Here is a 26983-nt window from a genome sequence, read left to right as displayed (position 1 = left end):
CATGTACTGAATTGTTTCATCGGCTGGCTTTGGAACTGGTATGGGATTTAAAATCCCTTTTATCTTCCTGTCAGAACTTTTTATGGCATTATTTTTCCATTCATTTTTGTATCACCTAATCATAACGTTATGAAAATCAATCAATTTTATGTTCCTGTTCTAAGTGTTTTTCTTACTTTATCCTCATGTAAAAAAAATCCTGTAAATGCACAGCAAACCGGAAATGACGGCAGTGTAGAGACCGAAAAGCCAAATTCTGAATACAAGCCTGCATTCAAAGGACAGACAAGAACTAAGGCAGTAAAAACAACGGCAGCATATCAGGTAGACATCCTGAATAAAGATCTGGGAAGGCCTTGGGGAATTATCAATTTACCGGATGGAAGATTTCTTATTACAGATAAAAAAGGCTATATGAATGTTGTTTCAAAGGATGGCAAGCAGATCTCCAAAGTGGAAGGATTTCCGAAAGTTGACTCAAAAGGGCAGGGCGGGATGCTGGATGTAGCTCTTGATCCTGATTTTACAGGCAATAATATCATTTATTTCAGTTTTTCTGAGCCTTTTGGAAAAGGAAATCTTACTTCAGTAGCTAAAGGAAAATTGTCTGCTGATCTTAAAAATATCTCTGATGTAAAGGTGATTTTCCGTGCAGAACCTTCTTATGATGGAGATAAGCATTACGGAAGCCGGTTGGTTTTTGATAAAGAAGGAAATTTGTTTGTAAGTACCGGGGAAAGATCAGATAAGGTGACCAGGGTCTATGCCCAGAAAACAGATAATTATTTAGGTAAAATAATCAAAATTACAAAAGATGGAATGCCTGCTCCCGGAAATCCATTCATAGGAAAGCAGGGCTATAAACCTGAAATTTATGCATATGGTATCCGCAACCCTCAGGGCCTGGCCATAGACCCACAAGGAAATCTCTGGGATGTTGAGATGGGACCAAGAGGAGGTGATGAGATCAATCTTATTCAGCCCGGGAAAAACTATGGTTGGGGTGATGTCACTTATGGTATTGAATATTCGGGAGATAAAGTAGGGAAAGGAATTACACAGAAAGAAGGTACCGAACAGCCTGTCTATTATTGGGATCCGGTAATCTCTCCCAGTGGGATCACTTTTTATACCGGAAATATAGAGGAATGGAAAGGGAATCTCTTTATCGGATGCCTGAGCGGTGAGCATATAGCCAGGATTGTGATGAAAGATAATAAAGTGGTAGGAGAAGAACGTCTTCTCGAAGATCAGAAAGAGCGTTTCCGGGATGTGCTGAACGGAATGGACGGAAACCTGTATGCCGTAACCGACAGCGGTAAACTTTACAGAATTTCAAAGAAATGATAAAAAAGCTCCTGAAAATTTTCAGGAGCTTTTTGTAAGGGGGTGGTAGCTGAAAAAATGAGGTTCTGAAAGTTTTAAATTATTAGTATTAAATCATCACATATAAATCAACCAATAATACTTCATGCCCAAATTTCAGTCTTCACACTATCTAAAATTTGAAATTCATTCTGGCAAATACCTGTCTTCCGGCAAATCCCATCTGTACCGGATCAAAAATTCCTCCTGATTCTGTATTTCCGGTGGTTACCTGAGTCGTCTGTAGCGTAGGATATCTGTTGAAAAGATTTTTACTGCCTAATGTCAGGTTGATATTCTTTGAAAACTCATATCCAAAAGAAAGATCGGTGGTCACTTTGGGATTGTAGACCTGTTCTGCATCATCATATCCGATCAGGGTTACTTTGTCAAATCTTACAAGCTGGAGATTGGCATTGAACTTATTGATCTTATAATTAAGATTTAGGTTGATTTTTGTTTTTGGAGCGGAAGCCAGAATGAACCCTCTTTCTCTGGGGCTCAGATAAATATCTTCTTTTCCTTTCAGTCTTTCCGAAGTGTTGACATTGGTGATCTCCATATCGTTATAATTTCCGGCTAAAGTGGCAGTTAGTTTACCTGATCCTATGCTTTCATTGTAACTTAATATGATGTCAACCCCTTTTGTACGGGTATCTATAGCATTCGAAAAAAATTGTACCTGGTCGATATAGGGATAATCTGTCTGAACATCTGCTGGCAGATCGTCTCTTGAAAAGTTTCCGGTAAGAACGATCCTGTTTTTTACGCTGATATAATATCCGTCTACTGTTGCGGTAAACTTACCTGTGTTAAAGGTAAACCCAGCACTTCCGTTCACTGATGTTTCCTGCTTCAGCTGAGAGATGCCGACCCTGTTTGCCAGGTCACTGTCATTTGAGGCTAGCTGGATCGTCACCAGCTTCCCTCCCTGAAAATTAGTAAACTGCTGACCATAATATTTCTGAGCCAGGGAAGGAGCTCTGAAACCGGTGGAAACTGATCCCCGGAAGGCAAATTGTGGTGTAATGGCATATCGTGTCGCGAATTTACCATTCAGGGTACTACCAAAATCATTATAGTTCTCAAACCTTCCGGCTACGCTAACCATCCAGTTTTTTGTAACATCCAGCTCAGTATCGATATAGGCTGCAAAATTATTTCTGCTTTTCCCAATGTCGGTGGAATATCCCGGGAATCCCTGTGAGCCTCCAGGCCTTACGTCTCCGCTTAGAGGGTTGATTACTAGCAGATTTTCAGGTGTATCACGTGTTACAATATTTCCATTAATATCATACATGGCATAAGACGCTTCCTCTCCTTTGATGATATTGAATTTTTCATAGCGGAATTCTGATCCGAAAGCAATATTCAGCCCTTCCAGCACTTTGAACTGTTTTGTTGCATTAAACCCCGTTGTATTCTGCAGTAATGAATGTCCTCCGGCATCGAAGCTTGTTGGAGACTTCTGTCCTAAAGTTGCATTGATTGTATTGGTGATATCATAAGTAAATCTGTTATTTCCAAAAGCATTATAAAAATCAATTTCCCAATCAGCAACTTTAAATTTTAAACCATTATCAAAGGTGAAATCACTAATACTGGTATCTTGTATCGGGTTGAATCCTGTCGGGTAGACTTCCGGAATATTTCCATCCGCATCGGCGGTTCTTGTCCAGGCATAAGCTTTTGTATTTCTGTGAGAAAACCCCTGACGGGAGTAGAACTTCAGTCCGTCAGATAAGGGAAGTTCAATATTTCCGAAAAAATAAACATTCTGGGCTTTTGCATCTCCGAAGCGTTGTCTGGGAGCAGGTGAAGGATCGTTATAAATGTCTGGATTGGCATTTCTGATCGCATAATCCTTATTCACAAATTCAGCAGTAAAGTTTCCGAATCCTCCATTGTTTCCTATCTTGGTCCCCAGGTTTCCACTAAAATCAAAAGTGTTTCCATCTATTTTACGGTCAGATACAATATCATTGCTGCCCGGGCTTTTAAAAAGGTTCATTCCATAGAATGCATTTCCTTCAAAACCCTGGTTGCGGTCATTAAGAATAATATTGATCACCCCGGCTATTGCGTCTGATCCATATTGGGCTGAAGCCCCGTCACGGAGCACTTCCACTCTTTTTATAGCCCCAATAGGAATGGTATTCATATCATAACCGGTATTTCCTCTTCCTTTAGTTCCGAAAAGGTTGATCAGTGAAGATTGGTGGTATCTTTTTCCATTGAGCAAAAGCAAAGTCTGATCCGGGCCTAAACCTCTTAAAGTTGCCGGATCTACTGCATCAGCTCCGTCTGATCCTGACTGTTTGTTGGAATTGAAGGATGGCGCAGAAAACTGTAGCAGCTGATTGACTTCTACCTGACCCGTAGATTGGCTTACCTGCTTTATATCGATGATGTCGATAGGTACGGGAGTGTTGGTAACAGTTCTCTTTTTATTACGGCTTCCGGTAATAGCTACCTCGTCTATTTTCGACTCTTTTATAAGGGTGTCTTTTACCTGTTGGGCATAGGATAGGGTAGAAGCGCCAAGAAAAATGATGCTGATGTATTTTATCTTCATATTAATAATTTTGGGTGATGATTTGATCAAAATTATTAATATTTATTTTTAAATCAATATTAAAATTGAATATTTGTTAATGATGTGTTAATTGTATAATGTTTTCTGTAAATGTTGTAAAAAATAACAATTAATTTATTTAATTTGATGAAAAATTTTAACATTAAAAGCTTGAAATGATTCTGCTGATTCCTTCTTCTAGAATTTCCTGTGAAGTGGAAAAACAGATTCTGATATGTCCTTCTGCGCCTTTTCCAAACCATCTTTCTGAGCCCGGAACAACGGCAACTTTCCCCTGTTGCAGAACATGTCGGGTAAATTCATCACTGGACATTCCGTTCTTAATTTTCGGAAACAGGACAAAAGTGGCTTCCGGAAGATTGGGCTGTAGAACTTCAGAATGACTCAACAGCTTATAGGCAAGATCCCGGTTGCCTTGTAAATGATGTAAAAATTCTTTATGCCATGGTATTGCTTTTTCCAATGCTACACTTCCTGCAATCTGTGATAAAGTAGAAACACCCTCTATCGTAGAATTGAAGTTTGATTTTTCTGTAAAATCCTCAATAACTTCCTGGTCATTGCAGAGGACCGCTCCAATTCTCAGTCCTGCGATCCCAAATGATTTGGAAAATCCATATACGGTAAAGCTTTTTCTCCCGGCCTCTTCAGAAACAGAAGAATAAGTGTGGAAATCTTTGTTATCATAAACAATATCGCTCCAGATCTCATCACTCATTACCCACAGATCATGAGCGGAAGCAATCTCTGAGATTTTTTTTAAGGTTTCCTCAGAATAAACCTTCCCTAGCGGGTTATGAGGATTACATATGCTGATAAGTTTGGTTCTGGAATTGATTAATGAAATCATTTTTTCAAGATCAATGTTTCCGGTGGTAGTATCAACGGGGCATAATACCACTTTTCCGCCAGCGGTTTCTACCGATTTTTTAAATAAAAAGTCTACAGGATCCAGAATAATTGCTTCATCACCCGGGTTCAATACATAAGATGCGATCAAAAACATGCCCTGGGCAGCACTGTTGACTGCAAGTATGCTTTCCGGAGAAAAATTGCCATGCTTTTCTTTATTAAAATGCTCTGCCACACTTTTCTTAAATTCGGGAAGCCCTGAAAACGGGCCATAGCTCAGGTACCCGTCTTTAATATACTCAATGATCCCCTGTTCTATTTCCGGAGCGGTCCTGAAATCAGGATCTGCTGCGGTCAAAGGAATAATCCCGTCTTCCAGGGTAGCCCATCTTCCGTTATAGGCTTTTCTTTTTAATGCTTCAAAGTTGATATCGTTATTGGTAAACATTTTTTATTTATAAGATATAGGTAGAATATTTTCTTTGTGTTGATCAAGCGGGAGCAGGAACTGATTCAGTAATGCTCTTCCATTATTGATATGGACTTCTATTTCCGGTTTTCTCTCTGCTTCATACCTGCTGAAAGCTTTTCCTGTATTGTTTTCTTCAACTAAATATTTAGTCAGAAAAAATGCGTCCTTCAGCGCAGAAGTGACTCCCTGGCTTGTAAACGGGATCAGGGGATGAGCGGCATCTCCAATGAAAACAATATTGTCCTTGTAAAAAGGATTCAGTTTTTCCAATTCATAGACACACCATAAATGCATGCTTTCATAATCTGATTGCTTTATAATGGATGGGACCAAAGGATGCCATTTGTCAAAAATTTCAAGCATGTATTTTCTCAAACGCTCCCTGGAGTATTCATTGATCCGGTATTTTTCATTGTCAAACTGTGAATACCATAAAACGGTATCATCAGAAAGCTTAAGAATCCCAAAAGTAAGTCCGCCATCTTCATGATGGAACTTCATAAAATCATTTTCAATAGTGTCTGCGATCTCTTGATTTTTAATGATATTGACCACTTCATTTTCTCTTACCTTCCTCATTTTCTCCTTTTCAAAAAGAGCTTTTCTGATACGGCTTTTGGACCCATCTGAAATAACAGCAATATCAGCATCAATATAGGATCCGTCTGATTGCTTCAGCTTTCCCTTTTTCTGATTACAGGGAATGACTGTTTCTTCATATGTTATTTTCTCAGGAGATATATTTTGGGCTAAGAGATTGATGAGCGAATGCCTTGAGATAGCAAAAATATTGTTGAGATCCTTTTCTGCAAGCACTTTTCCTGTGTGGGAATACTGTATGTACTTTTTCAGGAAACTTCCATGTTGAAAGAGCTGTGAGCGGTCAATGATCTGAGTAAGATATTCAATTCCTTCCTGAGGAATAAGGAAACCATGGCCTGCAAGATCTTCTTTCTTTCTTCTTTCGTAGATATGGTAATCAATCTTGTGCTTTTCTAAGTAATTCGCCATGCTTAAGCCGGAAATACCGGCACCCACGACAGCAATTTTTTTCATTTTCGGAATAACAGATTTTTCAGGTTGGTGTTTACATGTTTTTTAAACTTTTTTCATTTAAGTCTGTACAAAATTAGATTAAAAACATTCATTGTATGTATTATATTGCGGAAAAATAAATTTTTGATGAATATGTGTTCGGAAAAGCAAATTTATTAAGAAAATATGAATAATTTTTAATTATTGAAAGAAAATAATTTTTAAAGATTATTAAGGTGGGTTTTACATTATATTTATCTGGAAGATAATTGTACACGATCACTGATTGATAAACAATTTTCATTCGTTCTAAAAAAAATGTACTTTTGAAAAAATTATTCTATTCTGATAGAATAGGATCGTTCTGCTAAACTTTAAACCAGAAAATATGTATTGGCCAAAGCTTCCTACAACAACAATTAGGGAAAAAGTTTTTGATGCATTAAACAAAAACTTAAACTACAACACTGAACCTATTCTTGGTCTTCCAGGAACATATCTGGATCAGGAACAATTTTATAATTTTCCATTCTTGAAAGAAGCTGCGTTTCTTTCAGTTTTGGTGAATAATCCTAATCATATTGGCTGTCATACTTATAATGATGGTGAAAAATACTTTTCTGGTACACAGCGGCTTGAAGTAGATCTTCTTAGGATTTGTGCTGTGGAGATCCTGTGTGCAGAAGAATCAAGCTATGATGGCTATGTGGCTCCCGGAGGTACAGAGGCAAATATTCAGGCGCAATGGATGTACCGGAATTATTTTATGCAAGAGGAAAATGCTAAGATTGAAGAGATAGGTGTAATATTTTCAGAAGATGCCCATTACTCAGTTTATAAAGGATCTAATTTATTAGGAGTTCATCCGATTGTTGTAAAAGTAGACCATCGTACCAGACAAATTTTGTCAGATGATCTTAAAAGTCAGCTGGAAGAAGCATACAACAAGGGTATTCGATATCTGATAGTACATCTTTCAATGGGAACTACAATATTTGGAAGTGTAGATTCTCCGGAGACCTTCCTTACGCTGGTCAAACAGTATTTTAAACATTACTTTGTACATGTTGATGCGGCATTTGGAGGATTTATTTATCCTTTTTCTGCACAAAAGAACGATTTGGACTTTTCGAATCCTGAGATTAGCTCTATTACTATTGATGGACATAAAATGCTGCAATCACCTTATGGAACAGGTGTTTTTTTATGCAGAAAGTCATTGATAGAATATGTACAGACAAAAGAAGCAGCATATGTATATGGGTCTGATTTTACGCTTTGTGGCAGCCGGTCCGGAGCGAATGCCATCTCTATGTGGATGATACTGATGACCCATGGATCTGATGGTTGGACTCATGTAATACAGCAATTGATAAATCGGACAAATTATTTATGTGATGCTTTGGATGAGATGGGGATTAAATATTATAGAAATCCTAACATGAATATTGTTACGATTGATTCTAATGAAATATCTGAAGACCTTGCTGAAAAGTACTACCTTGTAGCAGATAATTATTTACATCCACAATGGAGGAAAGTAGTTGTAATGAGCCATGTCAAAAAAGAATTGATAGATAGCTTTTTGGCTGATTTAAAAAAAGAAAGACAAATAGCAGGCTCTATTAAATAAACAATCAGCTAGTCTGCTGATTTAAATATATTAGGGTCATCTACAGAATTAAAACCAGCTACACCGCCGCTTACCGCAAACTTCATGGCAGAAGCGGCGGTCATTCCCACTACAGGCTTGATGTTTTTTTCTTCAGTAACAATTACCCATCCCGAAATCGCATAGGAATGGGGAAGGTATACCGCAACATAATTATGTTTGTCAACGTCTGACATTTCTTTTTGCGTCAGAAAACCGATTCTCCAGATCTCCGGATTCTCATTGGTCTTTACCCATACCGGATCGTTGAATTTTTTCTTATCACCTACAAATGAAGACATTACATCTTTTGTAGGAGTGTAGATGTGCTTTACTCCGGGAGTCTTTTCCAGTAAGCTGTCCATGGTGTCGAAAAAGAATTTTCCCACCACAAACTTGTTTCCCAGGTAGCCTAAAATAGCAGTAAACAATATAATTGAGACGAAAACAAGCCCTGGAATCTGTTTTGCCAGGGAAGGGATAAGATTATCGATTGCACTGACAATATACCAGATCACAAAAATGGTAAGTCCGATAGGTCCGATAATAACCAGTCCCTGAAAAAAGTTTTTCAGAAATACATTGGCAATACTTTCAAAGGTTGGTTTCTTCAATGTCTGTTTTTTACTGTTTATAGTTTAGCCGTGAATGGTTTCTTTGTTTCCATAGGATTTAATAATGCTAGCTTCATATTCCAGCCATTCTTCCCAACGCTGGTTTACCTTTTCAGGATTTCCAAGCTGCCTTGCAAATCCGATGAATGTGGTGTAGTGGTTGGCTTCAGAAATCATGAGTTCTCTGTAGAAGACCTTAAGCTCTTCATCCTTGATGTTTTCAGTAAGAACTTTAAACCTTTCACAGCTTCTGGCCTCGATCATTGCGGCAAAAAGCATTTTGTCTGCGATGAGGTCCTCTCTGCTTCCCTGAATGATAAATTTTGCCAGCTCATTCACATAATCATCTTTTCGGGCTCTTCCAAAAGTATAGCCTCTTTTTTTGATGATCTCATGGACCTGATTAAAATGGTCAAGCTCTTCCTGTGCAATGGCAAGAAGTTCTGTAACGATCTCCGGATATTCAGGAAGCATTGTGATCAGGCCAATAGCGTTGGTCGCTGCTTTTTGTTCGCACCATGCATGATCCGTTAAAATTTCTTCAATGTTTCCTTCTGCAATATTTGCCCACCTTGGGTCGGTAGGGAGTTTCAACTTAAACATGTTGTAAAATTTTTTGTAAATTTAAAACAAATTGAAGTAAGAAATGTGACTTTATTTCAATTTGATCCCCAAAGTATTAAGAAGCGGTCTTTCTTCTTAGGAATTCCAAAATATTCCATCCTGAAGCATCTACCTTTTTCAGGCCTGCTGAGATAATAAATGCCAGAAGGATATTAATACCATAAATGATGATCATCAGAAGCCACCAGGGCATATTTTCTTTTAACGGAACTACCAGAAAATAAACCAGCGATGAGCTTATTCCCTGGGCAAAGTAGAAGAAAATGGCATTTTTACCAATGTGAGTAATGAAATTTTCTTTTGTGATCTTTAATCTGTTATATAGAACAAACAGAGTTACCAGAGAGAATTGTGCCCAAATGATATAAGGGATCTTTGGAGGAAATTTATTTTTATTGATTTTGTAAAAGATCTCATTCCCGTAATACCAGAACATCCATATCAGAAGTCCTGCCACCAGGGCATATAAAACAGGGACTATCTTATCGGGAATCCTTTTTCCACGCATTCTGTTGCCTGCTAAAAATACCGCGAGATAAAATGTGACATAGCCTGCCTGTCCCGTCGGGTAATATTCAGGGAAGATATTGAATAATAACGTTAAGGTGATACAAAGTCCAATGAACCAGTTGATGTGCTTGGGAAAAAACCTTAAAATCAATACCCCGAATACGGTGAGAATAAAATACACTTTAAGATACCAGAAGCTTCCCATAACCACAGGGAAAGTATCCGCATTAGTGTATTGGTGGACATACCAGTTCCCAAGATTCTGCCACTGTGGAGAAGCGGAAATGTTTGTGGCTGAGTATTTGGATCCGAATGTTGAGTAAAAATTCTGAAGCCACTCTATGGAGAAGAAAGTAAGTCCAAAGACTTTAAAGAAGTAATCTAAAAAGAAAAGGAAGGTTACAAAGATCATATAGGTAATCTGCAGTTTCAGCAATCTGTAAAAAGTTTTTTCAATATTGGCTCCTGAAGTAATCCCACTGAGCGCATAGAAAAGAGCTACATCAAAAACAAGAGAGAATACCCTTACTTCTGCGGGAATATAGAATTGTCCGGACCAGAACGCTGTATGGATGAATATGATGGAGAGTGTTGCCAGCCCTTTAGCAAAGTCAATGTAGAGATCTCTGTTCATTATAAATAGGATATGGGTCAAAAGTAAATAAACTTCCGTTATTTTTCAAGACAAATAAAAAGAGGCAGAACAAATAGCCTGCCTCCTTTCTTAAAATATGCTAAAAATGAATGTTTGCGTTATTTAAGATTTTTAAATTCTTCCGCAGAAATTTCCCCGGACTGAATTTTTCTCAATTCATCAATATATTGACTCATGTAAGCGTCAATCTCCGGATTTACTGTGTTTTTAGCCATCTTATAGGTGCCGTTCAGGACTCCCTGATAGTAATAGAAGAAATTGTAATCAAAATTGGAAGCGGAAAGGTCATACTGTCCTAAAAGGAATCCCAGACGAACAGCGGATCTTCTTTGTGCAGGTGTTCCGTGGTGATTGACGTTGTTGGTCTGATAGTCACCTATGCTTTGAGCAAATTCATAAGCTGCTGCAATCTCTGAGAAGTTGGTTTTATTGTAACCATTTGGTCTTCTTAAATAGTATCCTGCAAAACCATCTGCTTCCAGCTCGTTGGGTCTGTAGGTGGATTCTGATACGGAAGGGAGATTAAAGATATACTGCAGCTGATGTCCGTACTCATGGGCAAGAATCATTGCGTTTACGATATCTCCGCCTTTTGATTTTGCATCATAGTAAATGGCATACCCATAATAAATTCTTCCATTACTATAAGAGATAGCATTGTAGGTAGAGTTAAAATTTGTAGGGTCATTGACAAAACGTAAAGTAGGATTGCTTCTTCCCCACATGCTTGCAATTTTAGTCATTTGTGAATTCATAAAATTGGTGTCTGCAGAGTTTTGAAGTCCAGTCATTAAAACTGAATTAGTGCTCCAGTAGCTGTCCACATAAGAGCAGCTTTTTTCAAGATCTCCGGGCTGATCGATTTTTGCGTTGAGTGTCTCTTGTTGAGGTTGAGCACTGTTATCCATCTGATCATCACTACATGCTGTCAATGAAGTTACAGCAATGGCGCCTGCTAATAAGCAGAGATTAAAGTTTTTTTTCATATTAAAATTTAATTTGGTAAAACGAATATATGAAATTATCTCTTAATTGTGAATACATTATTGCAAAAAATTATTCAAAATATAGTGAATAGGATAATTATTGCAAAAAACATTGCTTTGATTGTAAGCTATTTAGATTTTTATTTGTATATTTGCACCTCGAAATAACTAAAAATTTATAAACAATGTTTGCAATTGTAGAAATAGCAGGGCTTCAATATAAAGTTGAGCAAGACCAGAAGTTGTTTGTAAACCGTTTAAAAGGAGACAAAGGAGGAAAAGTTTCTTTCGATAAAGTACTTCTTACTGTAAACGGTGCAATCACTGTAGGCGCCCCAGCTGTAAACGGAATCACTGTGGAAGCAGAGATCCTTGACCACGTAAAAGCTGATAAAGTAATCGTTTTCAAAAAGAAAAGAAGAAAAGGTTACAAAGTGAAAAACGGTCACAGACAATCTTTAACTCAAATCGTAATCACTGGTATTACAGGTTTTGAAGGAGGAGCAAAAAAAGCTGCTAAAAAAGAAACTGTGAAAGGTGAAGTTCTTTCTGACCATGCAACTGTTAACTTTGGTGAAGATCACGAGCTGAACTATCACTTAAAGAAAAACGGATTGTCTCAGTCTAAAGAAAACAGAGAAGCTTTAATCGCTTTAGGTAAAGAGGTAAAAGCTGAATTAGGTAAAGATGTTCTTACTCATGAAGATGTAGATGCGGCAATCGTTAAGAATATCGAATCTTTTAAAGCACTTAACAAATAATAATAATCCACTAATAAAATGGCACACAAGAAAGGAGTCGGTAGTTCCAAGAACGGTAGAGAGTCTCACTCTAAAAGATTAGGTGTGAAGATTTTCGGAGGACAAGCAGCTATTGCCGGAAATATTATTGTTAGACAAAGAGGTACTCAGCACCACCCAGGTGATAACGTGGGAATCGGTAAAGACCACACTTTGTTTGCATTAGTAGATGGTAAAGTAGTTTTCAGAAAAAAAGCAAACAACAGATCTTTCGTATCTGTAGAACCAAACGCATAATTTTTAAGCGTTTTATAAAAATTAAATCCTCAGCAAATGCGCTGAGGATTTTTTGTTATGTAAATATGAAACAGATAGTGGCATAGGATTGATCAGAGGCGGAAAGAGATTATGTATGTTCGGGAACATGATAGCAATAGCTATAGAATGATACAGAGTGGTTACATGGTAATAGCAATTATGGTTTAATGAAGTAGTTGACCCTTTCTGTATTTCTTTAAATTAAATAAGAACGGGCGGCTTCGAAGAAGCCGCCCGATTTTGTCCGTTATATTGTTTTGTTTAAAATCCTACCTGAAAACCTGCCTTCACTCCGAATTTTGAGATATCCGGTCTGTCAAGATAGTTTCCTCTCCAGTTAAAATCAACCCTGAATATTCTAAGGTTGCCAATTCCTATATTTTCAATACCAAATCCATACTCATAATAGATATGCTCGCTTGGAGCTGAATATTTGAATCCTTCAACGTTAATGGCTTTAGAAGCATCGCTTAAGGTTCCGTATGCTCCTCTGATAAAAGCAACTTCCCTGAGCTTCAGCTTTTTGATCAAAGGAATATAAGAAAGAATTTTACCATTAAAATGGTGTTCCAGATGAAGAGTCGTATAAGCATCCGCTACAAATTCATAATAGTTAAGCTGTGAAAAGGTATAGGGCACCAAACCATAGGAGAGGTTGGCCGGAATGATATTCTGTAATGCTAAAGGAACTGTGTTAAAATTCTTTCCTGCTTCGAAATTAACAACCATTTTCCCCAGGCTTCCTATCAAAAACGGCTTTTCTAACATAAACTGAAGCTTGTTATAATTAAAATCAGCATTGAAAAGACCTTCTATCCCACGGGTATATCTTAAAACAATGGTAGGGGCTAAATTTCTGGCCTGGTACCGGTCTATTCCGGTTTGGGAAAACTTAGCTCCCGGTTTTGCAATTAAACTGATCGTTACATGGGAATCGTTGACCGTTTTTCTCAGGTTTCCATCCTGGTAATACATGAGGTTGAACTTCTCGGGAATGGCGGATTTAATACTCTGCATTACGCCGTCAACCCTTATCTGTATGTTCTTCCATGGTTCTATGGCAGCAAATACATTAGTCTGATTTACTGAACTTAAAGAAATATTTTCTCCCCTTGCAAAAAAGGTGCTGGAAGATGAAGAACGGGATGCAAGCCCGTCACCTGATGTGAGCTGTCCGCCAAGCTGAACGATATCCCGGCTGGTTCCGGCCCCAATCATAAAACGGTTCAGCCTGTTGAACATAAACCGTGCATCAACACCGTATTTTACCTGTTGATCTTTAAATCCGTAAGCTGTATAGAACTGAACCCTCCACGGATCATTTAATCCAAAGTATGATCTGGCTCCTAATCTTATTCTGTCACCTTCTACCTCATTTCTTCCGTATATCGAGAAAATAGGGCCGATATCTATCCCTTTAAAGGCATTATAATAGCGGGAACCAAGCGTTTCAAACAGCTTTACCATTCTGTTGAACTTTGGAGTCTGCTGAAGCTGATCGAGCATGTCATAAACGCCCTGCTCTGATTTGGATAAGCTATCAGGTCTGGCTTTTGTCCAGTAAGTATCATCCTTATTGGTAAATTTATCTTCATATTCCTCCTCCTTTCGTTTGAATACATTAGGATCGAGAGGTTTATTAAACTCGTAGTCGGAATAATCTACCGATCTCTTAGCTATAATGCTTTTGGATCCTTTCTTTTTTGAGAAAGGGCTCATTTCAAATTCTGTAACCAGTTTTTTAGGGAGGAATGTTGTTTCGTCAGGATTGTCATATTCCAACTGAGTATACACACTGTTGACGAAGTTTACGTTGATCTTTTGTGTTGATTTTAAGGTGGCGCCTAAAACCGCATAAGTATCTGTGTCAATATAAAGGTTACCCTGGAAAGCAAGAATATCTTTTCTTTTAGGCTGATATCTTATCTGAAAAGCCTGCTCGCCACGGATAGAAATAGTATCTACCAGGCTATAATCATAGGTGCTGAAACCATCTGTTCCTACAGGACTCTGAAATCCTATATCAAAATAATTGAGGGTATTATCATAAATATTGATATCCCGGTACAGGTTTTTAGCCGAAACGGTAATGACCTGATTGTCCTGGAATCCGGAAGTTTTCTGAGCCACCAATGTTCTTTTGCTGTCCTTATCAGGTTTGTTCTTACCATAATTTTCATAAACAGCTTCATTCAGAAAGATCGGAAGTCCCAGTCTGCCGCTGGCAGTAGAATCTGCATAATCGAAAATGAAGTCCAGCTTATTGAAGATCTTCCTTTTCATGAATGCGCTATCCAGATTGTTCAGATCAAACTGGGTCTTTTCATATTCTTTGAACGAATAGGTATCAAACTTTTCAAGTCCGTTATTTCTTTTTTGAGCCCATACTTTTTGCATGATAGCGTAAGCCGGGTTTTCTTTTTTGTTTTTGTATTTGGGTTTTCCGCTCTGAATGACAATTTCCTGGATATCACTTACTTTAGCCTGGGAAAGCTGTACGAAAATATTTTCGGCATTCTCAGGAGTGATTTCTAGCGTTTCTGTAGTATAGCTTTTTCTGGAAAATTTTAAGGTATGGATGATGCTGTCCGACTGAACACTAAAACTGCCGGATGTAGTAGTAAGGGAAGGAGTCGTATTATTGTTGATAAAGATGTCAACTTTGCTAAGTTCCTTTTTGCTTTTTTCATCGACAATCCTGCCACTGACCCGGTTCTGGGCATATACTGATCCGGTAAGTATCAGAAAAAAAAATAAAAAATAGTGTTTTTTAGAATTATTATTTAACATCATTCGTTTCTTCAGGCAATTAGCAAAACAAAAAGTATGCAGATTATTAAAAAAATACATAAAAAAATAAAATATTTTTACTGTTCTATGTAAAACGGCAAATGTAGCGAAAATAACGATAAAATATTGTGATAATAATCCATTTGACGGTAATCAATTTTAGAATGAAATACTAATATGGTCAAAGTTTATAATGTAGATAGGGAAGTGAACTAAAAATTTTGCTATTCACAGTTTTTATACATGAGCTGAGCCATGCGGTTGTCCTATTTATTGTTAGCTGAAATTTGAGTACTATCTTTTTTAAGATTCTTAATAAAATAAGAAGGAGTAACTCCTGTTTCTTTCTTGAAGGCAATTACGAAAACCTGAGAAGAAGAATAACCACATTCCTCAGCCAGATAGCTTATTTTGTATTCCCGATATAAAGAGTTTTTGAATAATTTTTTGGTTATATAGTTGATTTTTAAACCATTAATGTAGCTGCTGAAAGTTTTGTTTTTGTTGATTTTTATGATCTCTGAAAGATATTTAGGGTTGGTATTAAGCTGATGGGCAAGAAGAGTAAGTGTAATATCCTTTTGCAGGAATTCCAAAGATCTTTCGAATGTGCTCAGTTTAGACAGAATTTGCTGCTGGGTTTCATTTGATATATTAAGGCTATATGATTCTTTCTCTGATTTTTTTTCAGGTATTTTTTCTTCAGCCATGTCCTCGTTTTTTTCTGTTTTAAGGTGATCTATAACCTTTTGATAACTCCTGTGCAGTTTTTTGATATTCCTCTTCCATACTAAGAAAGTAATCGTAACAAGCAGGATAATAGTACCTGAGGCAATGTATATAATCAGATTGATTTTTTTAGTACCATCTTTTTCTTTTTTGGAAATTATTTTTTCAGCTGATTGATCAGCCCTGACTTTAATACTCCTATTGATGCTGTCACTAAGTCTGAAATAAGCATCCATATACTCCTGTGATTCTTTTTTCTTTCCTAGCTCGAGGTATGATTTGGACAGGAACTCATAAATATTTTTTCTATCTCCCGGGGAAGATGCTTTTTGACTTGCTTTTAATGCTTTTTGGCCAAATTCAATAGCTTTTTCAAAATTTTTGTCTGTATAATAAAACCTGCATAAAAAAGAAAGAAATCTCACTTCATTTTCTGCGATCATTTTGGTGTCAGAGGTTTCATATATTTCCTGGGCATGCATAAAATATTTTCTGGCCAGGATCATATCAGGCTCTCTGGCTGTCATATAGTTAGTGCCTAAAAAGTAGTTTAGCATAATGATCCATTCATTTCTGGCTCCTGTTTCTGCCAGCTTGCCGTCTTTACTTATAAGCTCTCCTACTTTCAGCCCTTTTAATAAATAATAGTCTATAAATTTTTCTTCAGAAGGCTGGGGAGATTGGGCATAATAATATGAAAGATCAACGTATATGGCAGATATTCTGTAATATCTTTCATCATTATCCGGTATTTTTTCTGCCATTTTGAGAGCCTTCTGGTACTCCCGGTAGCTTTCACCTGACAACCCCAGAATTGTATAGTTCAATGCCCTGTTCTTATAAAATTCAGTGGCAATGATATAGTTATCACTGGATTTTTCCACTAAGTTTTCTATCTCATCTGAAATTTTGATAGACTTTTCAAAATCTCCTTTGCTGTAATATAAAAAGGCAAGGCTTAAGCCGCTGAGTCTGATTCCGTAACTATATTTTATCAGTTTTGAATCTTTATAGCACTGATCTGCAATGGAAATTGCAGTATTTGTGGTTATGGTTTGTTTGAAATTTGCATCTTTAAGTTCGTTCAATCTTTTATCAATACTTTGCCGGGTAGGTTGTGATGCTGATAAAAGCTGAAATAAAAATAAAATGAAAAGCAACATTATTTTTTTTTGTAAAAATTTACAGAAAAATAATCTCCTTATTAAACTTAAGAAATGTAGAAATTTTTCCATAATCAGTATTTTTCAATGTTTTTATATAAAAACAAAATTAGATATTATACTTTGAACTTTTAATTGTGTTTCGGAATTATTTCAATATGATCCTTGTCGCTGTCAACTAATTGATTATCATGTGTTAAAATTTGTAAAACATGTTTTTTAATGCTTGTTGTTTTTCATTTTTTCTGTAATCATTCCATTATTAATTTGTCACGGTTATTTGCCACAACTAATTTCGCATCAGAAATTTATCCAATAAAAAGAGAAATTTTTATTGATTTTTTTCAGATTGTTAATCAGGCACACGATAGAAATGCAATTGATGAATTATTGTTCCCCTAAGAAAATAAACCTCTTCCTTTTTTATGGAAGGGGGTGTTTCTTATTGTTACTGTTTCCTTTCCATACTTTTTGTTTGAGATTGCAAGGACCGGGTGCGGTTCTAACTATAGAGGAGCTGTATGTGCAGTATATCATTTTGAAATAGCAGGTGAGTTTCACAAAACAGTGTGTTTTAATGGTGTATTAAATAATTTTTTAACATTAAACAATTATAGCGATGAAAAAACAAAATTTATTATTGATGGCAGGTGTATTTCTCACGGTCATGGTACAGGGGCAGGTAGGTATGAATACGGCCTCTCCAAATGCTACTCTGGATGTGGTAGCCAAGAATACTGACGGGAGCAGTCCTGAAGGCATAATTGCCCCGAGGCTTATCGGGGATGCTCTGTTTGCTGCATCCGGTACAGGGCAGTACGGAAGTCTTCAGGATGGAGCAATCGTGTATGTAACAGAAGCTGTTTCACCAGGTAATGATACGGGTCAGACTGTTAATGTGGATGCTCCGGGGTACTACTATTTCAATGCATTATCTAACCAATGGAGTAAGATTGGGCTGGGGAATAATATTTACAATTCTAATGGAACGCTTACCAACCCTCGTACAATGGATATGGCTGAGAGTACGTTAGGATTTGTGAATGGAAGAGTTGGGATAGGTGTTAGCGCTTCTCATCCCTCTTCAATCCTGGAGCTGCAAAGCACAACGAGGGGTTTTCTCCCTCCAAGGATGACCAAAGCGCAGATGGATGCCATTGTAAATCCTGCTTTAGGGCTGATTGTATATTGTACGGATTGCTTTGCTAATGAGACAGGCTGCCTGATGGTCAATGACTCTTCTGTTGAGACTGCTCCTAAATGGGGATCTCTTTGCTCATCGAATGCTACCCCTCCTTTTGTTTTTGTGTTAAACTGTGCTTCAGCAGTGACCTCAGGTGGATTGTATGCAGGGGTGGCTGCCAGCGGCGTAACGACTACGGTTCCTTATGAAGGAGGTAACGGTAGTTCCTATCAGGCAATGACCTTCAACTCGACAGGGGTTAGCGGGCTTGTTGCAAGTCTCTCCGCCGGAGCTCTGAACAATGGTAACGGCAACCTAGTATTCAATATAACAGGGACCCCAAATTCATTGGGAACAGCCACTTTCGGGATATCGGTAGCAGGTCAGTCATGCAGTTTCAGCATTCCTGTCACTGCGTTATCTGCCTCTATAAGTTCGCTGAATTGTGGCTCTGCGGCATTTTCCCCGGCATCAATTTCCCAGGGAACAGCCTACAGTGGAACGCTGACGGTGCCATATACCGGAGGTAACGGAGGGGATTATCCTCAGTCATCCTTTATCCATAACGGTCTTACCTTCACCCTTCCTACAGGTACCCTGGCTACAGGTGGAGGAAGCTTAGTGTATAACGTATCGGGGACTCCTTCCAGCTCGGGAGCGATGAGTGTTCCGGTTTCGTTTGGAGGGGTGTCATGTAATGTAAATACTACGGTGTCAACCGGGCAAACCATCGTGATGCCTGGCAATCCCCAGCCATGGATGAGACATAACCTGGGTGCTGATACGAGCCTGGATCCGGATGTGCCTGTTCAGGCAATTCATGGAAATTATTATCAATGGGGAAGATCTGTTCCTGTGGCTAATGCGAGCACTCCTCCCGAGGCAATCAGTGGCTGGAATACAATGGGTGCATCTTCTAGTGCCTGGGAGAACACCTTCAAGACAGCTAACGACCCATGTCCTGCTGGTTTTAGAGTGCCTACAAGGGCCCAGTTCGAGAACTTGATTGCAAACAATGCGACTGTCAAGATTGGTACATTTGGTGGGAGTCCTACCAATTTCGGAGCAGCTATACAGTTTATCAGTGGTGGAAATAAGCTGACATTCCCTGCCGCCGGACACCGCCTACCCGCAAATGGTGCCCTAAATTCTCGTGGATCTACTATTGCTTATTGGAGTACTTCATGGGATCATGTGACCCTTCTCCCAACAAAGTTGCATTTCACCGATCCTCCCTATTCTGTAAACATCGGCAATATTAATGGTGCTGCAGGCAGTAGTGTTCGCTGTATCGCACAATAGATTCTGTTGATTGTATTCATTTAACTATTTTCCGGCGGCAAAGCCGCCGGTTTTCACAAAAAAACATCATGAGATTAATCCAACCAAATGCCTGCACAAGAAAGTAATCATGCTGTACAGCTGTACAGACAGAGTGTATCCCGGACCATTTATGAGAATTATATGAATGTTTTTTATATTTTCCTTTCTTCAAATTTCATTACAGAAAATCCACCATCCGAAGAAAAATTTCCGGAAAAGGAAGAGAAGAATTAAGATCAATGCTAAATTTTTCTCAGGGACTTTTGCAGCATTACAACAGTACTTATCATTTACGCTATAAGGCATTGCTTAAAATACCGTCTTGTGTTTTTTACCAGCAAGGATGCTTTTCTCCATCCCTAAATAAAATTATAATTAATAAACCTTTCAAAGAAAGCTATTTGAATAAAGGTCATCAATAAAACTTTAATACTATATGAATGCACCTATAAAATTTATTTTTTTCTTTTTGTTCAGCCTGTCCTTGTATCCTTCCCAAACGATCAACATGGAGTTTCCCTATTTTGCCGGAAAAACCTATGATTTTATTATTTTCCAGGGAGGCCAGCCGAAAAGAGTATACCAGGGAACGATTCCTTCTGACGGGAAGTTTACCCTTACAATTCCGGCAGAATATGCACCTTATACCGGTATGAGCCGTTGGCTGATCACAGGTACCCGGGAAGGAGGCGGATTGGATATGGTGATTCCGGGCAGGGATTTTTCAGTGAGCTGTCTTTCAGTGCAGCCTGACAATGGGAACGTCATCTATACCGGAAACACAGAAAACGCCAGAATGAATGACATCTATAAGAAACAGCAGGAAATATTTGCACGCCATGATGCCATGCTTCAGGCTTCCAGAGCGTTTCCTAAGACAGACAAAAATTATCCTGTCTTTGAGCAGGAATACAGGAATCAGGTTAAAGCCTATGATAAACTTCAGGAAAGCCTGAAGAAAGATAAATCCTATTCCACAGAGTTTTTGAGGATTGTCAACATTACGATGGGCATCGGGACCAGGATGGAGGAATCGGAAGAGAATCGTGCACGCAATATAGCCGGTTACATAACTGATGAGCTGGACTGGGAAGCGCTTTATACTTCCGGACACTGGAGCACGGTGATTTCCTCATGGATAGATATCCATACACGAGTGCTGAAAGAAGATAATGCCTTTGTCGCTGATTTTGCCAAAATAAGCAGTAAGATAAACAGGGCTGACCTGTATACAGATTTTGCAGGCAGGGTAGCCGACTTTCTTACAGGGCAAGGAAAAGATGATCTTATTGATGGCATTTCACCCCTGGTAAGGGCTTCTGGCAAAATAGCAAAATATGAAGGTTCACTGGCAGCCTATAACAGGGATGGGGCCGGGTCTCCGGCACCGGATCTTGTGGTGCCAAAGGAAGGCAGAGATGAGAAAATATCGCTGAAAAGTACTGAGCTAACAGGGAAGGACTATCAAAAGGTGCTGCTGGTGTTTTATGAATCAGGCTGTGGGGCTTGTGAAAGCTTGTTTCAGGAGCTTCCGGCAGGCTATGAACGAATGAAATCAGCAGGAGTGAAAGTTATTTCTGTTTCAGCGGACAAAGACAAAGCATCATTTGAAAGTGAGGCAAAGAGCTTTCCATGGAAAGATTCTTATTGTGATTTTGAAGGCCTTAAGGGAGTTAATTTCCGGAGCTATGGTGTGACCGGTACTCCTACCCTTGTTTTAATTGATAATAAGGGGCGCATCTTAAAGCGCGGCGTTTCGCTGATGGAAATGAATGGATTTCTTCAATAAAAGAGGATGGACACAGTATCAATGCAGGCGTATAGGGAAATAGAAGTGTTTGTTATTTCCAATGAGACAACTATTTTTTGAGAAAGAACCCTGAAAATGGATCAACATAAGCTGTGGTAAGGCAATTGGATTGCCATATGGTAGCCACTTTATACAAGGATAATCATAGTGACAACATTAGAACAAATAGAAAGCATGAACTTTAAAGAAATCCATATGGGAAATTTAATCTATCAATATGTTACAGAAAGTGGGATCGAATTATCCCGCATCTGTAAATTTTTAAAGTGTACAGAAGAAGAGATCAAAAAAATGTATGCCTCAGATAGTCTGGATACCAAAGTGTTATTACGCTGGAGTAAACTATTGGGATACGATTTCTTCAGACTATATAGCCAGCACCTTATTCTATATGCACCTCAGATGGGCATCAATTATAATCAGTCGAAAGCTGGAAAAACAAAATTATCACTTCCTCAGTTTCGCAAGAATATTTACACCAGAGAGCTGATAGATTTCATTTTGGAACAAATAACTGCCGGAGAAATGACTAAGCTGCAAGTAATGGAACAGTATCATATTCCCAAAACTACTCTATACAAATGGATGAACAAATATAGGAAGCCATCATAACGAATATTATAGAAGGCGGTTTCTGGGAATCTCTATGGAAATCTGCTATTAAAATTAAACTGTTTTTGAAATAAGGCAGCCCCTTTTTTATAAATCTATTATATAGGACTTTTAAACCTAATGAATGATTAAACAAAAATACCATTATCTTCTGGGAAAAGACAGGAAGCAGGTTATGGATGAACTTGGGGATGAATTCAATTTTTATCCATCAGAGGTCTGGAAATATATTCTGGACAGAAACTGGTTAGGAGGAAAAACTATCCTGATACTGTATTTTAAAGATAATAAGGTAGTAGAATTAAAAATAAAAAAATACTATGGAAAAACCTAGTCCCGATTATAAGAAAATTTACTTCGATATTCTGAATAAAAAATATCCTCATAAGAAGGAAGAATGTATCATCCTGCTGGAGAAGTCAACACTTTCAGCAATTGATATCATCAGGCTGAATGAGAAAATCTTTGGAAAACCTGATAAGGAATCAGAAATATTTAATCAAAAGCACCGTTCTTATAGCCGATCCGATATACTCAAAATACTGGATTACCAGAAAAAGAATAAACTGACTAACAGCCAAATAGCTATTCATTTTAAACTAAGCAGAAATACACTTGCGAAATGGAAAAAAATATTTTTGGTTTCTCCTCATTTCTCATCAACCTAATTCATAGACAAAATATAAGATCTTGCTGCTGTAGCTCCTACGATAATCTTGTATTCTTCTACTGTAGCTACTCCCTGTTGGTCTTTATCATTAAGGGTCAGGATTTTAAAGCTAGCATCTACTCTGATTACTTTTTTCTATAAATTTGTCATAAGAAACTTTCTTTATGGAATTTTACCAAAACAGCATTTTATTCGGTTGTTAGAAAACCAAAAAAAGACCTACATTTCTGTAAGTCTTTTTTGCTCCTCCTGCTGGGCTCGAACCAGCGACCCTCTGATTAACAGTCAGATGCTCTAACCAACTGAGCTAAGGAGGAATGTCCTTTGTTTAAGTGGTGCAAATATAATAGGAATATTTGTTCGAAGCAAGTTTTCTCCCTTATTCTGAGTGATTTTTAACTAAATGTATTGAATTTCAATAAGAAATATTTTGATTGTTTTTTATTGAATTCTAAATATTCTCAAATAAATATCGGAATAGAGCTCATGAATTTCTGAAAAATCATTTCAAAGGAGGCTTTTCAGGTTCCTTTTACAGGATCTAGTCCTGAAATAACGATGAAAAAGAATCGTTATTTCAGGCAGCTAAATGGGTTTGTGGTATCTGAATAGCCATTATTCCGGCAACATTCACTATAAGGTCTTTTTGCCTTATAGACCGTTGGAAATACATATAGTGATAGTTATTCGTATTGCTTTTTATTTCTTCAGGTCTTTAAGTATTTCCTGAATAGCCCGTTCCAGCTGAGGATCTTTGTCCAGCTGTCGGTCTATAAAAGTATTTTTAACATAAATATCAGGCTTTACACCGGTTTTTTCCAGGTTCTGCCCATCCAGAGTGTAAGTTCCCCATGAAGGAAGTCTGTAAGAAGAGCCGTCTACCAAACTTTTAGCAGAAGTGAAAATAATCCAGCGATACGTGTCCTGACCGATAACTTTGCCCAGTTTCAATGCTTTAAAGCCGGCGGCGGTCATTTCAGCATCGCTTAATGAGCCCTCGTTGATCAGCAGGACAATAGGCTTTCCGGAAGGAGCAAAATTGGGCTGTGCAGTCATTTTCCCCTCACGGTACTTCCATTGTAAATAAGGTTTCTGGGCAAGGAAGTTTAATACTTTATCATGAACATTTCCACCGGTGTTATAACGCAGATCGAGAATAACAGCATCTTTTCTGTTTTCCTGTTCCACCATATCCAAAAGAAAGCGGTCTAGTTCATTGGTAGACATATTTTTCATGTATGAATAAGCAATACGGTTATTGCTTAGCTGGTTAACCCGCTGGCGGTTGTTGAATATCCATTCATCATAAAGTAATCCTTTTAATTCCGTATTTGAAATCGGATGTACTTTGGTTGTGATGTTTTTTCCTCCGCGGCTGAAAGTAAGAACAAGCTCATCCTGTTTTTTGGGGGTGGTAAAATACATTTCAGAGCTTTCACGAGGATCAATATTTTTCCCGTTTACGGCAATCAGCTGATCACCTGGTTTAACATCAACCCCGGAACGGAATGCCGGAGACTTTCGCACAATACTTTCCACAGTATAAGGTTCATCTTTTTTAAAGATAATCCCGGTCTCATTTGTAAAGTAGTTCAGGTATGTGGCTTCTTCCTTGCCTGATGAAGAAAATCCGATGTGTGAAGAATTGAGCTCCCCTAAAAGATCGTTAAGCAGAATGCGAAGATCATTTCTGTTGTTTACATACGGGAGATATTTGGCATACTGCTCCTTCTTTGCTTTCCAGTCAATGCCGTGGAACTTTTCATCGTAGAAGTTTTCTTCAACGCCGGTCCAGGCTTCATCGTACATCTGGCTGAATTCAGATGCCAGATTTTTGTTAAAAGAATATTGAATATTTATTTTCTCAGGTTTTAGGGTCGCCAGAGTCATTTTATAAATATTACCTTCTATGAGTGCAAAAAGATTTTTATCATTTTTGGTGATATAGGAAGCTGCTTTATCAAATACTTTCTCAGATTTAGCGGGTTCAAAATCAGTGAATACTTTTTTGAACAGCTGCCTTTTTCCGTTATCCTGATTGGAATTGAATAACAGGATCTCCTTTTTATCATGGGCAAAAACCGAAGGATCATTCTGATATCCGTACCGGTCAGTAACCAGTTCAATTCTTTCCAGGGTATTTTCCGGATTCACTTTCAGCTCTTTTATAACAGGCTCTTTATTCTCCTCCTTTTTATCCTTATTTTCTTCTTTTTTATCTTTTTCGTCCTTGCTGTCTTTTTCTGTTTTATCGGGCTTTGTTTCTTTTTTTTCTTCTGTAAAAAGCTTGTCGAATTTTTCAGATTTATAAGGTTCATCAAACCAATCCAGAGCCATGCGGTAAATGTTGGATTTCTGCATGCCTAAAGGATAGGAAGGGTTGGTTCTGTCACTGGCAAAGTAAATATACTTACCATTGGGTGACCAGAAAGGATCTTCTTCCGAAACCCCGGTGTTGGTGAGGTTGATGGTCTGACCTTTTTTAATGTTATAAATGAAAATGTCCAGCTCGAAATTCCTTTTGGCGGAGAATAGCACGTATTCATTATTAGGAGAGAAAGAAGGACTTGAATTTTGGAAAGCCCAGATTTCGTCTTTTACAATGGTTGTAGAGCTGAGGGTCTTCAGATCCATTACTCTTACTTCATCACGACCACTTAAATAAACCGCTTTTGAAAGATCATTATTGAAGGTGATGTTACGGTTATTACGCAAGTCATGAGTCAATTGCTTTAGCTGACCTTTTCCGTCCGCAGAAATACTGAACCAGTTTTGATAGCCTTTATCGGTTTGATTGAATACTAATGTTCGGTTATCTTTCAGCCATTTTACTTCCATTACCCGTTCTTTTCCGTCGGAAACCTGTTGGGTAAATTTTCCTTCAATATCTGAAACGAATAGGACGCCACGGCTTACAAAGGCCATTTTCTTACCATCCGGTGAAACATCATAATAGGAAATGGTATTTTCAACGCTGAAATTTTGTTCTTTTTCCAGTGTTTTATTTGTGTTCAGACTGGTATTCAGAACCTTTGCGCTTTTTGTAGCGACATCGTAAATATAGAGCTGGTAATCCTTTTCAAATATTACTTTAGACCCATTTGCGGCAACAAAAGGCTTTTTAATAGAGGTGTCAAACCTGGTTAAAGGAGTTTTTTCACCGTTCTGAATTTTATAGAGGTTGTATTCATTATTATTCTCATCAGAAATAAAATAAATGACTCCATTTTTATCTACACTTGGACTGAAATCTTTTCCTTCATAGTTCGTATACTGTTTGAAAGAGCTGTTCTTTGGATTGTACCCTAAAATATCGGGATTGTTTTCCCCCTTATAACGTTTACGGTGTACCTGGTGAGCGCTTTCTGATGAGCTTGTGAAAAGATATTCTCCGGCAGGGGTCTCCGCAAGACCATTCGTATTATTAAAATAATTGTTGAAAAGCTTTTGTGGAGTCTTTCCTTCAATGGTTGTTTTAAAGCTTCCGAAATTATTATTTCTGTTTGAGGTAAAATAAAGCGTTTTGCTGTCCCATCCCCAGTTTTCCATTTCGTCCTTTCCGGTATGAAAGGTCAGTTGTTTGATCGTTCCACCTTCAACAGGCATTACATAAACATCATAATTTCCATACTGATTGGAGCTGAATGCCAGCCATTTTCCATCAGGAGAAACCCGGGGGTTAATTTCTTCACCGTCCAGAGCTGTGATTCTCGATGCATTTCCGCCATTGGAATCTACTTTCCAGATATCCCCGTCATAAGCAAAATAAGCGGTTTTTCCATCAGGACTCAGTGAAGGACTTGATAAAAAATAAGACTTTTCCTGCGCTGATAATTGGATCATAGCAAAGGCGGTTAATAATGAAATAAAGGTTTTCTTCATGGGATAATTTGATATTTATGCAGTATTATAATGCTGTTTGATTGTTTTTTGGGGGAGAAGTTATAAGAGGAATCTCTGAAAAGAAGAGTTTTTTCTTAAAACCAAGAAATCTCAGTATCTGATTTTGTGAAACGTAATAAATTTCAAGAGGTTAAGAAACCGACTGATAAAAAACAGAACTCTTTAAAAATAAGCTATATAAATAACCGGAATATTTCAGGATCAAAAAATTATTGCAACGGTTTTTATTTTGCCAATCAGATAAATACTTTTCTACCATAATAATTCAATAATAAGTTGCAAATATCCAATTTTTTTAAAGATATCAGTAATCTGATCCAAAATTTTGAGCAGTACAAGCGGATAGGATGGCCAACTAATTATTCTGAACTTTATACAGGTA

General features: G+C 37.8%; 20 protein-coding genes and 1 tRNA gene. 10 read left to right on the top strand and 11 right to left on the bottom strand.

Annotated features, from left to right (window positions below; translation table 11 throughout):
* Positions 1–129: 129 nt before the first annotated feature.
* Positions 130–1347 carry a PQQ-dependent sugar dehydrogenase gene (locus AC4IF5_RS19180; protein WP_490737369.1) on the top strand — a complete coding sequence of 406 codons (1218 nt, stop codon included), beginning with the start codon at positions 130–132 and terminating at the stop codon, positions 1345–1347.
* A gap of 151 nt (positions 1348–1498) precedes the next feature.
* Here AC4IF5_RS19180 and AC4IF5_RS19175 read toward each other — a convergent pair whose 3' ends face one another.
* From AC4IF5_RS19175 to AC4IF5_RS19165, 3 genes are all read right to left on the bottom strand, one after another.
* Entirely contained in the window at positions 1499–3940 is a 2442-nt protein-coding gene (locus AC4IF5_RS19175; protein ID WP_490737367.1) for a TonB-dependent receptor plug domain-containing protein, read from the bottom strand.
* Positions 3941–4103: 163 nt separating this feature from the next.
* Entirely contained in the window at positions 4104–5261 is a 1158-nt protein-coding gene (locus tag AC4IF5_RS19170) for a pyridoxal phosphate-dependent aminotransferase (RefSeq protein ID WP_490737366.1), read from the bottom strand.
* A 3-nt stretch (positions 5262–5264) separates the two neighbouring features.
* A complete protein-coding gene (locus tag AC4IF5_RS19165; RefSeq protein WP_490737364.1) occupies positions 5265–6341 on the bottom strand; it encodes an FAD-dependent monooxygenase in 1077 nt (358 codons plus the stop codon).
* A gap of 367 nt (positions 6342–6708) precedes the next feature.
* Between AC4IF5_RS19165 and AC4IF5_RS19160 the strand changes: the two genes are divergently transcribed.
* On the top strand, positions 6709–7953 hold the full coding sequence (locus AC4IF5_RS19160) for a pyridoxal-dependent decarboxylase (protein WP_490737363.1): 1245 nt from the start codon (positions 6709–6711) through the stop codon (positions 7951–7953).
* A gap of 8 nt (positions 7954–7961) precedes the next feature.
* Here AC4IF5_RS19160 and AC4IF5_RS19155 read toward each other — a convergent pair whose 3' ends face one another.
* The 4 genes from AC4IF5_RS19155 to AC4IF5_RS19140 all read right to left on the bottom strand — a co-directional run bounded on the left by AC4IF5_RS19155 (position 7962) and on the right by AC4IF5_RS19140 (position 11360).
* Positions 7962–8585 (bottom strand): DUF502 domain-containing protein, encoded by a 624-nt coding sequence (locus AC4IF5_RS19155; protein WP_490737362.1) that lies wholly within the window; start codon positions 8583–8585, stop codon positions 7962–7964.
* Between the two features lie 24 nt (positions 8586–8609).
* The gene (locus tag AC4IF5_RS19150) at positions 8610–9188 is read right to left on the bottom strand and encodes a MiaE family protein (RefSeq protein WP_490737361.1); all 579 of its coding nucleotides are present in this window, start codon (positions 9186–9188) and stop codon (positions 8610–8612) included.
* A gap of 76 nt (positions 9189–9264) precedes the next feature.
* Positions 9265–10353, bottom strand: coding sequence for an acyltransferase family protein (locus AC4IF5_RS19145; RefSeq protein WP_490737359.1), 1089 nt, complete (start codon positions 10351–10353; stop codon positions 9265–9267).
* A gap of 119 nt (positions 10354–10472) precedes the next feature.
* Positions 10473–11360 carry a neutral zinc metallopeptidase gene (locus AC4IF5_RS19140; RefSeq protein WP_490737357.1) on the bottom strand — a complete coding sequence of 296 codons (888 nt, stop codon included), beginning with the start codon at positions 11358–11360 and terminating at the stop codon, positions 10473–10475.
* Between the two features lie 185 nt (positions 11361–11545).
* On the opposite strand from AC4IF5_RS19140, the gene rplU reads away from it, so the two are divergent.
* Together rplU and rpmA are read left to right on the top strand one after the other, a co-directional pair.
* Positions 11546–12121: a 50S ribosomal protein L21 gene (gene rplU / locus AC4IF5_RS19135; protein ID WP_490737355.1), complete on the top strand. Its 576-nt coding sequence runs from the start codon at positions 11546–11548 to the stop codon at positions 12119–12121.
* Between the two features lie 18 nt (positions 12122–12139).
* Positions 12140–12397, top strand: a complete 258-nt coding sequence (gene rpmA / locus AC4IF5_RS19130; protein ID WP_027372929.1) for a 50S ribosomal protein L27 — start codon at positions 12140–12142, stop codon at positions 12395–12397.
* A 282-nt stretch (positions 12398–12679) separates the two neighbouring features.
* Here the strand turns inward: rpmA and AC4IF5_RS19125 are convergent, their stop codons facing one another.
* On the bottom strand, positions 12680–15211 hold the full coding sequence (locus AC4IF5_RS19125) for a DUF5686 family protein (RefSeq protein WP_490737353.1): 2532 nt from the start codon (positions 15209–15211) through the stop codon (positions 12680–12682).
* 263 nt (positions 15212–15474) lie between these two features.
* Positions 15475–17100 carry an AraC family transcriptional regulator gene (locus AC4IF5_RS19120; protein ID WP_490737351.1) on the bottom strand — a complete coding sequence of 542 codons (1626 nt, stop codon included), beginning with the start codon at positions 17098–17100 and terminating at the stop codon, positions 15475–15477.
* A 619-nt stretch (positions 17101–17719) separates the two neighbouring features.
* Between AC4IF5_RS19120 and AC4IF5_RS19115 the strand changes: the two genes are divergently transcribed.
* The 6 genes from AC4IF5_RS19115 to AC4IF5_RS19090 all read left to right on the top strand — a co-directional run bounded on the left by AC4IF5_RS19115 (position 17720) and on the right by AC4IF5_RS19090 (position 22696).
* Positions 17720–19585, top strand: a complete 1866-nt coding sequence (locus AC4IF5_RS19115) for a phage tail-like protein (RefSeq protein WP_490737349.1) — start codon at positions 17720–17722, stop codon at positions 19583–19585.
* An 87-nt stretch (positions 19586–19672) separates the two neighbouring features.
* Positions 19673–19840, top strand: coding sequence for a hypothetical protein (locus AC4IF5_RS19110; protein ID WP_490737347.1), 168 nt, complete (start codon positions 19673–19675; stop codon positions 19838–19840).
* 202 nt (positions 19841–20042) lie between these two features.
* Entirely contained in the window at positions 20043–21395 is a 1353-nt protein-coding gene (locus tag AC4IF5_RS19105) for a TlpA family protein disulfide reductase (RefSeq protein WP_490737345.1), read from the top strand.
* A gap of 195 nt (positions 21396–21590) precedes the next feature.
* The gene (locus AC4IF5_RS19100; protein ID WP_490737343.1) at positions 21591–22028 is read left to right on the top strand and encodes a transposase; all 438 of its coding nucleotides are present in this window, start codon (positions 21591–21593) and stop codon (positions 22026–22028) included.
* 124 nt (positions 22029–22152) lie between these two features.
* Complete coding sequence (locus AC4IF5_RS19095; RefSeq protein WP_490737341.1) at positions 22153–22362, top strand: hypothetical protein; 210 nt, start codon at positions 22153–22155, stop codon at positions 22360–22362.
* A complete protein-coding gene (locus AC4IF5_RS19090) occupies positions 22349–22696 on the top strand; it encodes a helix-turn-helix domain-containing protein (RefSeq protein ID WP_490737339.1) in 348 nt (115 codons plus the stop codon). Before AC4IF5_RS19095 ends, AC4IF5_RS19090 begins: the two co-directional genes overlap by 14 nt.
* A 245-nt stretch (positions 22697–22941) precedes the next feature.
* Here AC4IF5_RS19090 and AC4IF5_RS19085 read toward each other — a convergent pair.
* Together AC4IF5_RS19085 and AC4IF5_RS19080 are read right to left on the bottom strand one after the other, a co-directional pair.
* A tRNA-Asn gene (locus AC4IF5_RS19085) sits at positions 22942–23015 on the bottom strand.
* A gap of 382 nt (positions 23016–23397) precedes the next feature.
* Positions 23398–26580, bottom strand: coding sequence for a S41 family peptidase (locus AC4IF5_RS19080; protein ID WP_490737337.1), 3183 nt, complete (start codon positions 26578–26580; stop codon positions 23398–23400).
* Positions 26581–26983: the final 403 nt, after the last annotated feature.

This window comes from Chryseobacterium sp. UF-290 (genome assembly GCF_058245615.1).
This window is presented reverse-complemented; position numbering and strand designations above follow the sequence as displayed.

Coding starts and splice junctions, on each gene's coding strand:
- AC4IF5_RS19180 (WP_490737369.1), top strand. CDS start 130: ATGAAAATCAATCAATTTTATGTTCCTGTTCTAAGTGTTTTTCTTACT.
- AC4IF5_RS19175 (WP_490737367.1), bottom strand. CDS start 3,940: ATGAAGATAAAATACATCAGCATCATTTTTCTTGGCGCTTCTACCCTA.
- AC4IF5_RS19170 (WP_490737366.1), bottom strand. CDS start 5,261: ATGTTTACCAATAACGATATCAACTTTGAAGCATTAAAAAGAAAAGCC.
- AC4IF5_RS19165 (WP_490737364.1), bottom strand. CDS start 6,341: ATGAAAAAAATTGCTGTCGTGGGTGCCGGTATTTCCGGCTTAAGCATG.
- AC4IF5_RS19160 (WP_490737363.1), top strand. CDS start 6,709: ATGTATTGGCCAAAGCTTCCTACAACAACAATTAGGGAAAAAGTTTTT.
- AC4IF5_RS19150 (WP_490737361.1), bottom strand. CDS start 9,188: ATGTTTAAGTTGAAACTCCCTACCGACCCAAGGTGGGCAAATATTGCA.
- AC4IF5_RS19145 (WP_490737359.1), bottom strand. CDS start 10,353: ATGAACAGAGATCTCTACATTGACTTTGCTAAAGGGCTGGCAACACTC.
- AC4IF5_RS19140 (WP_490737357.1), bottom strand. CDS start 11,360: ATGAAAAAAAACTTTAATCTCTGCTTATTAGCAGGCGCCATTGCTGTA.
- rplU (WP_490737355.1), top strand. CDS start 11,546: ATGTTTGCAATTGTAGAAATAGCAGGGCTTCAATATAAAGTTGAGCAA.
- rpmA (WP_027372929.1), top strand. CDS start 12,140: ATGGCACACAAGAAAGGAGTCGGTAGTTCCAAGAACGGTAGAGAGTCT.
- AC4IF5_RS19125 (WP_490737353.1), bottom strand. CDS start 15,211: ATGATGTTAAATAATAATTCTAAAAAACACTATTTTTTATTTTTTTTT.
- AC4IF5_RS19120 (WP_490737351.1), bottom strand. CDS start 17,100: ATGTTGCTTTTCATTTTATTTTTATTTCAGCTTTTATCAGCATCACAA.
- AC4IF5_RS19115 (WP_490737349.1), top strand. CDS start 17,720: ATGAAAAAACAAAATTTATTATTGATGGCAGGTGTATTTCTCACGGTC.
- AC4IF5_RS19110 (WP_490737347.1), top strand. CDS start 19,673: ATGCCTGCACAAGAAAGTAATCATGCTGTACAGCTGTACAGACAGAGT.
- AC4IF5_RS19105 (WP_490737345.1), top strand. CDS start 20,043: ATGAATGCACCTATAAAATTTATTTTTTTCTTTTTGTTCAGCCTGTCC.
- AC4IF5_RS19100 (WP_490737343.1), top strand. CDS start 21,591: ATGAACTTTAAAGAAATCCATATGGGAAATTTAATCTATCAATATGTT.
- AC4IF5_RS19095 (WP_490737341.1), top strand. CDS start 22,153: ATGATTAAACAAAAATACCATTATCTTCTGGGAAAAGACAGGAAGCAG.
- AC4IF5_RS19090 (WP_490737339.1), top strand. CDS start 22,349: ATGGAAAAACCTAGTCCCGATTATAAGAAAATTTACTTCGATATTCTG.
- AC4IF5_RS19080 (WP_490737337.1), bottom strand. CDS start 26,580: ATGAAGAAAACCTTTATTTCATTATTAACCGCCTTTGCTATGATCCAA.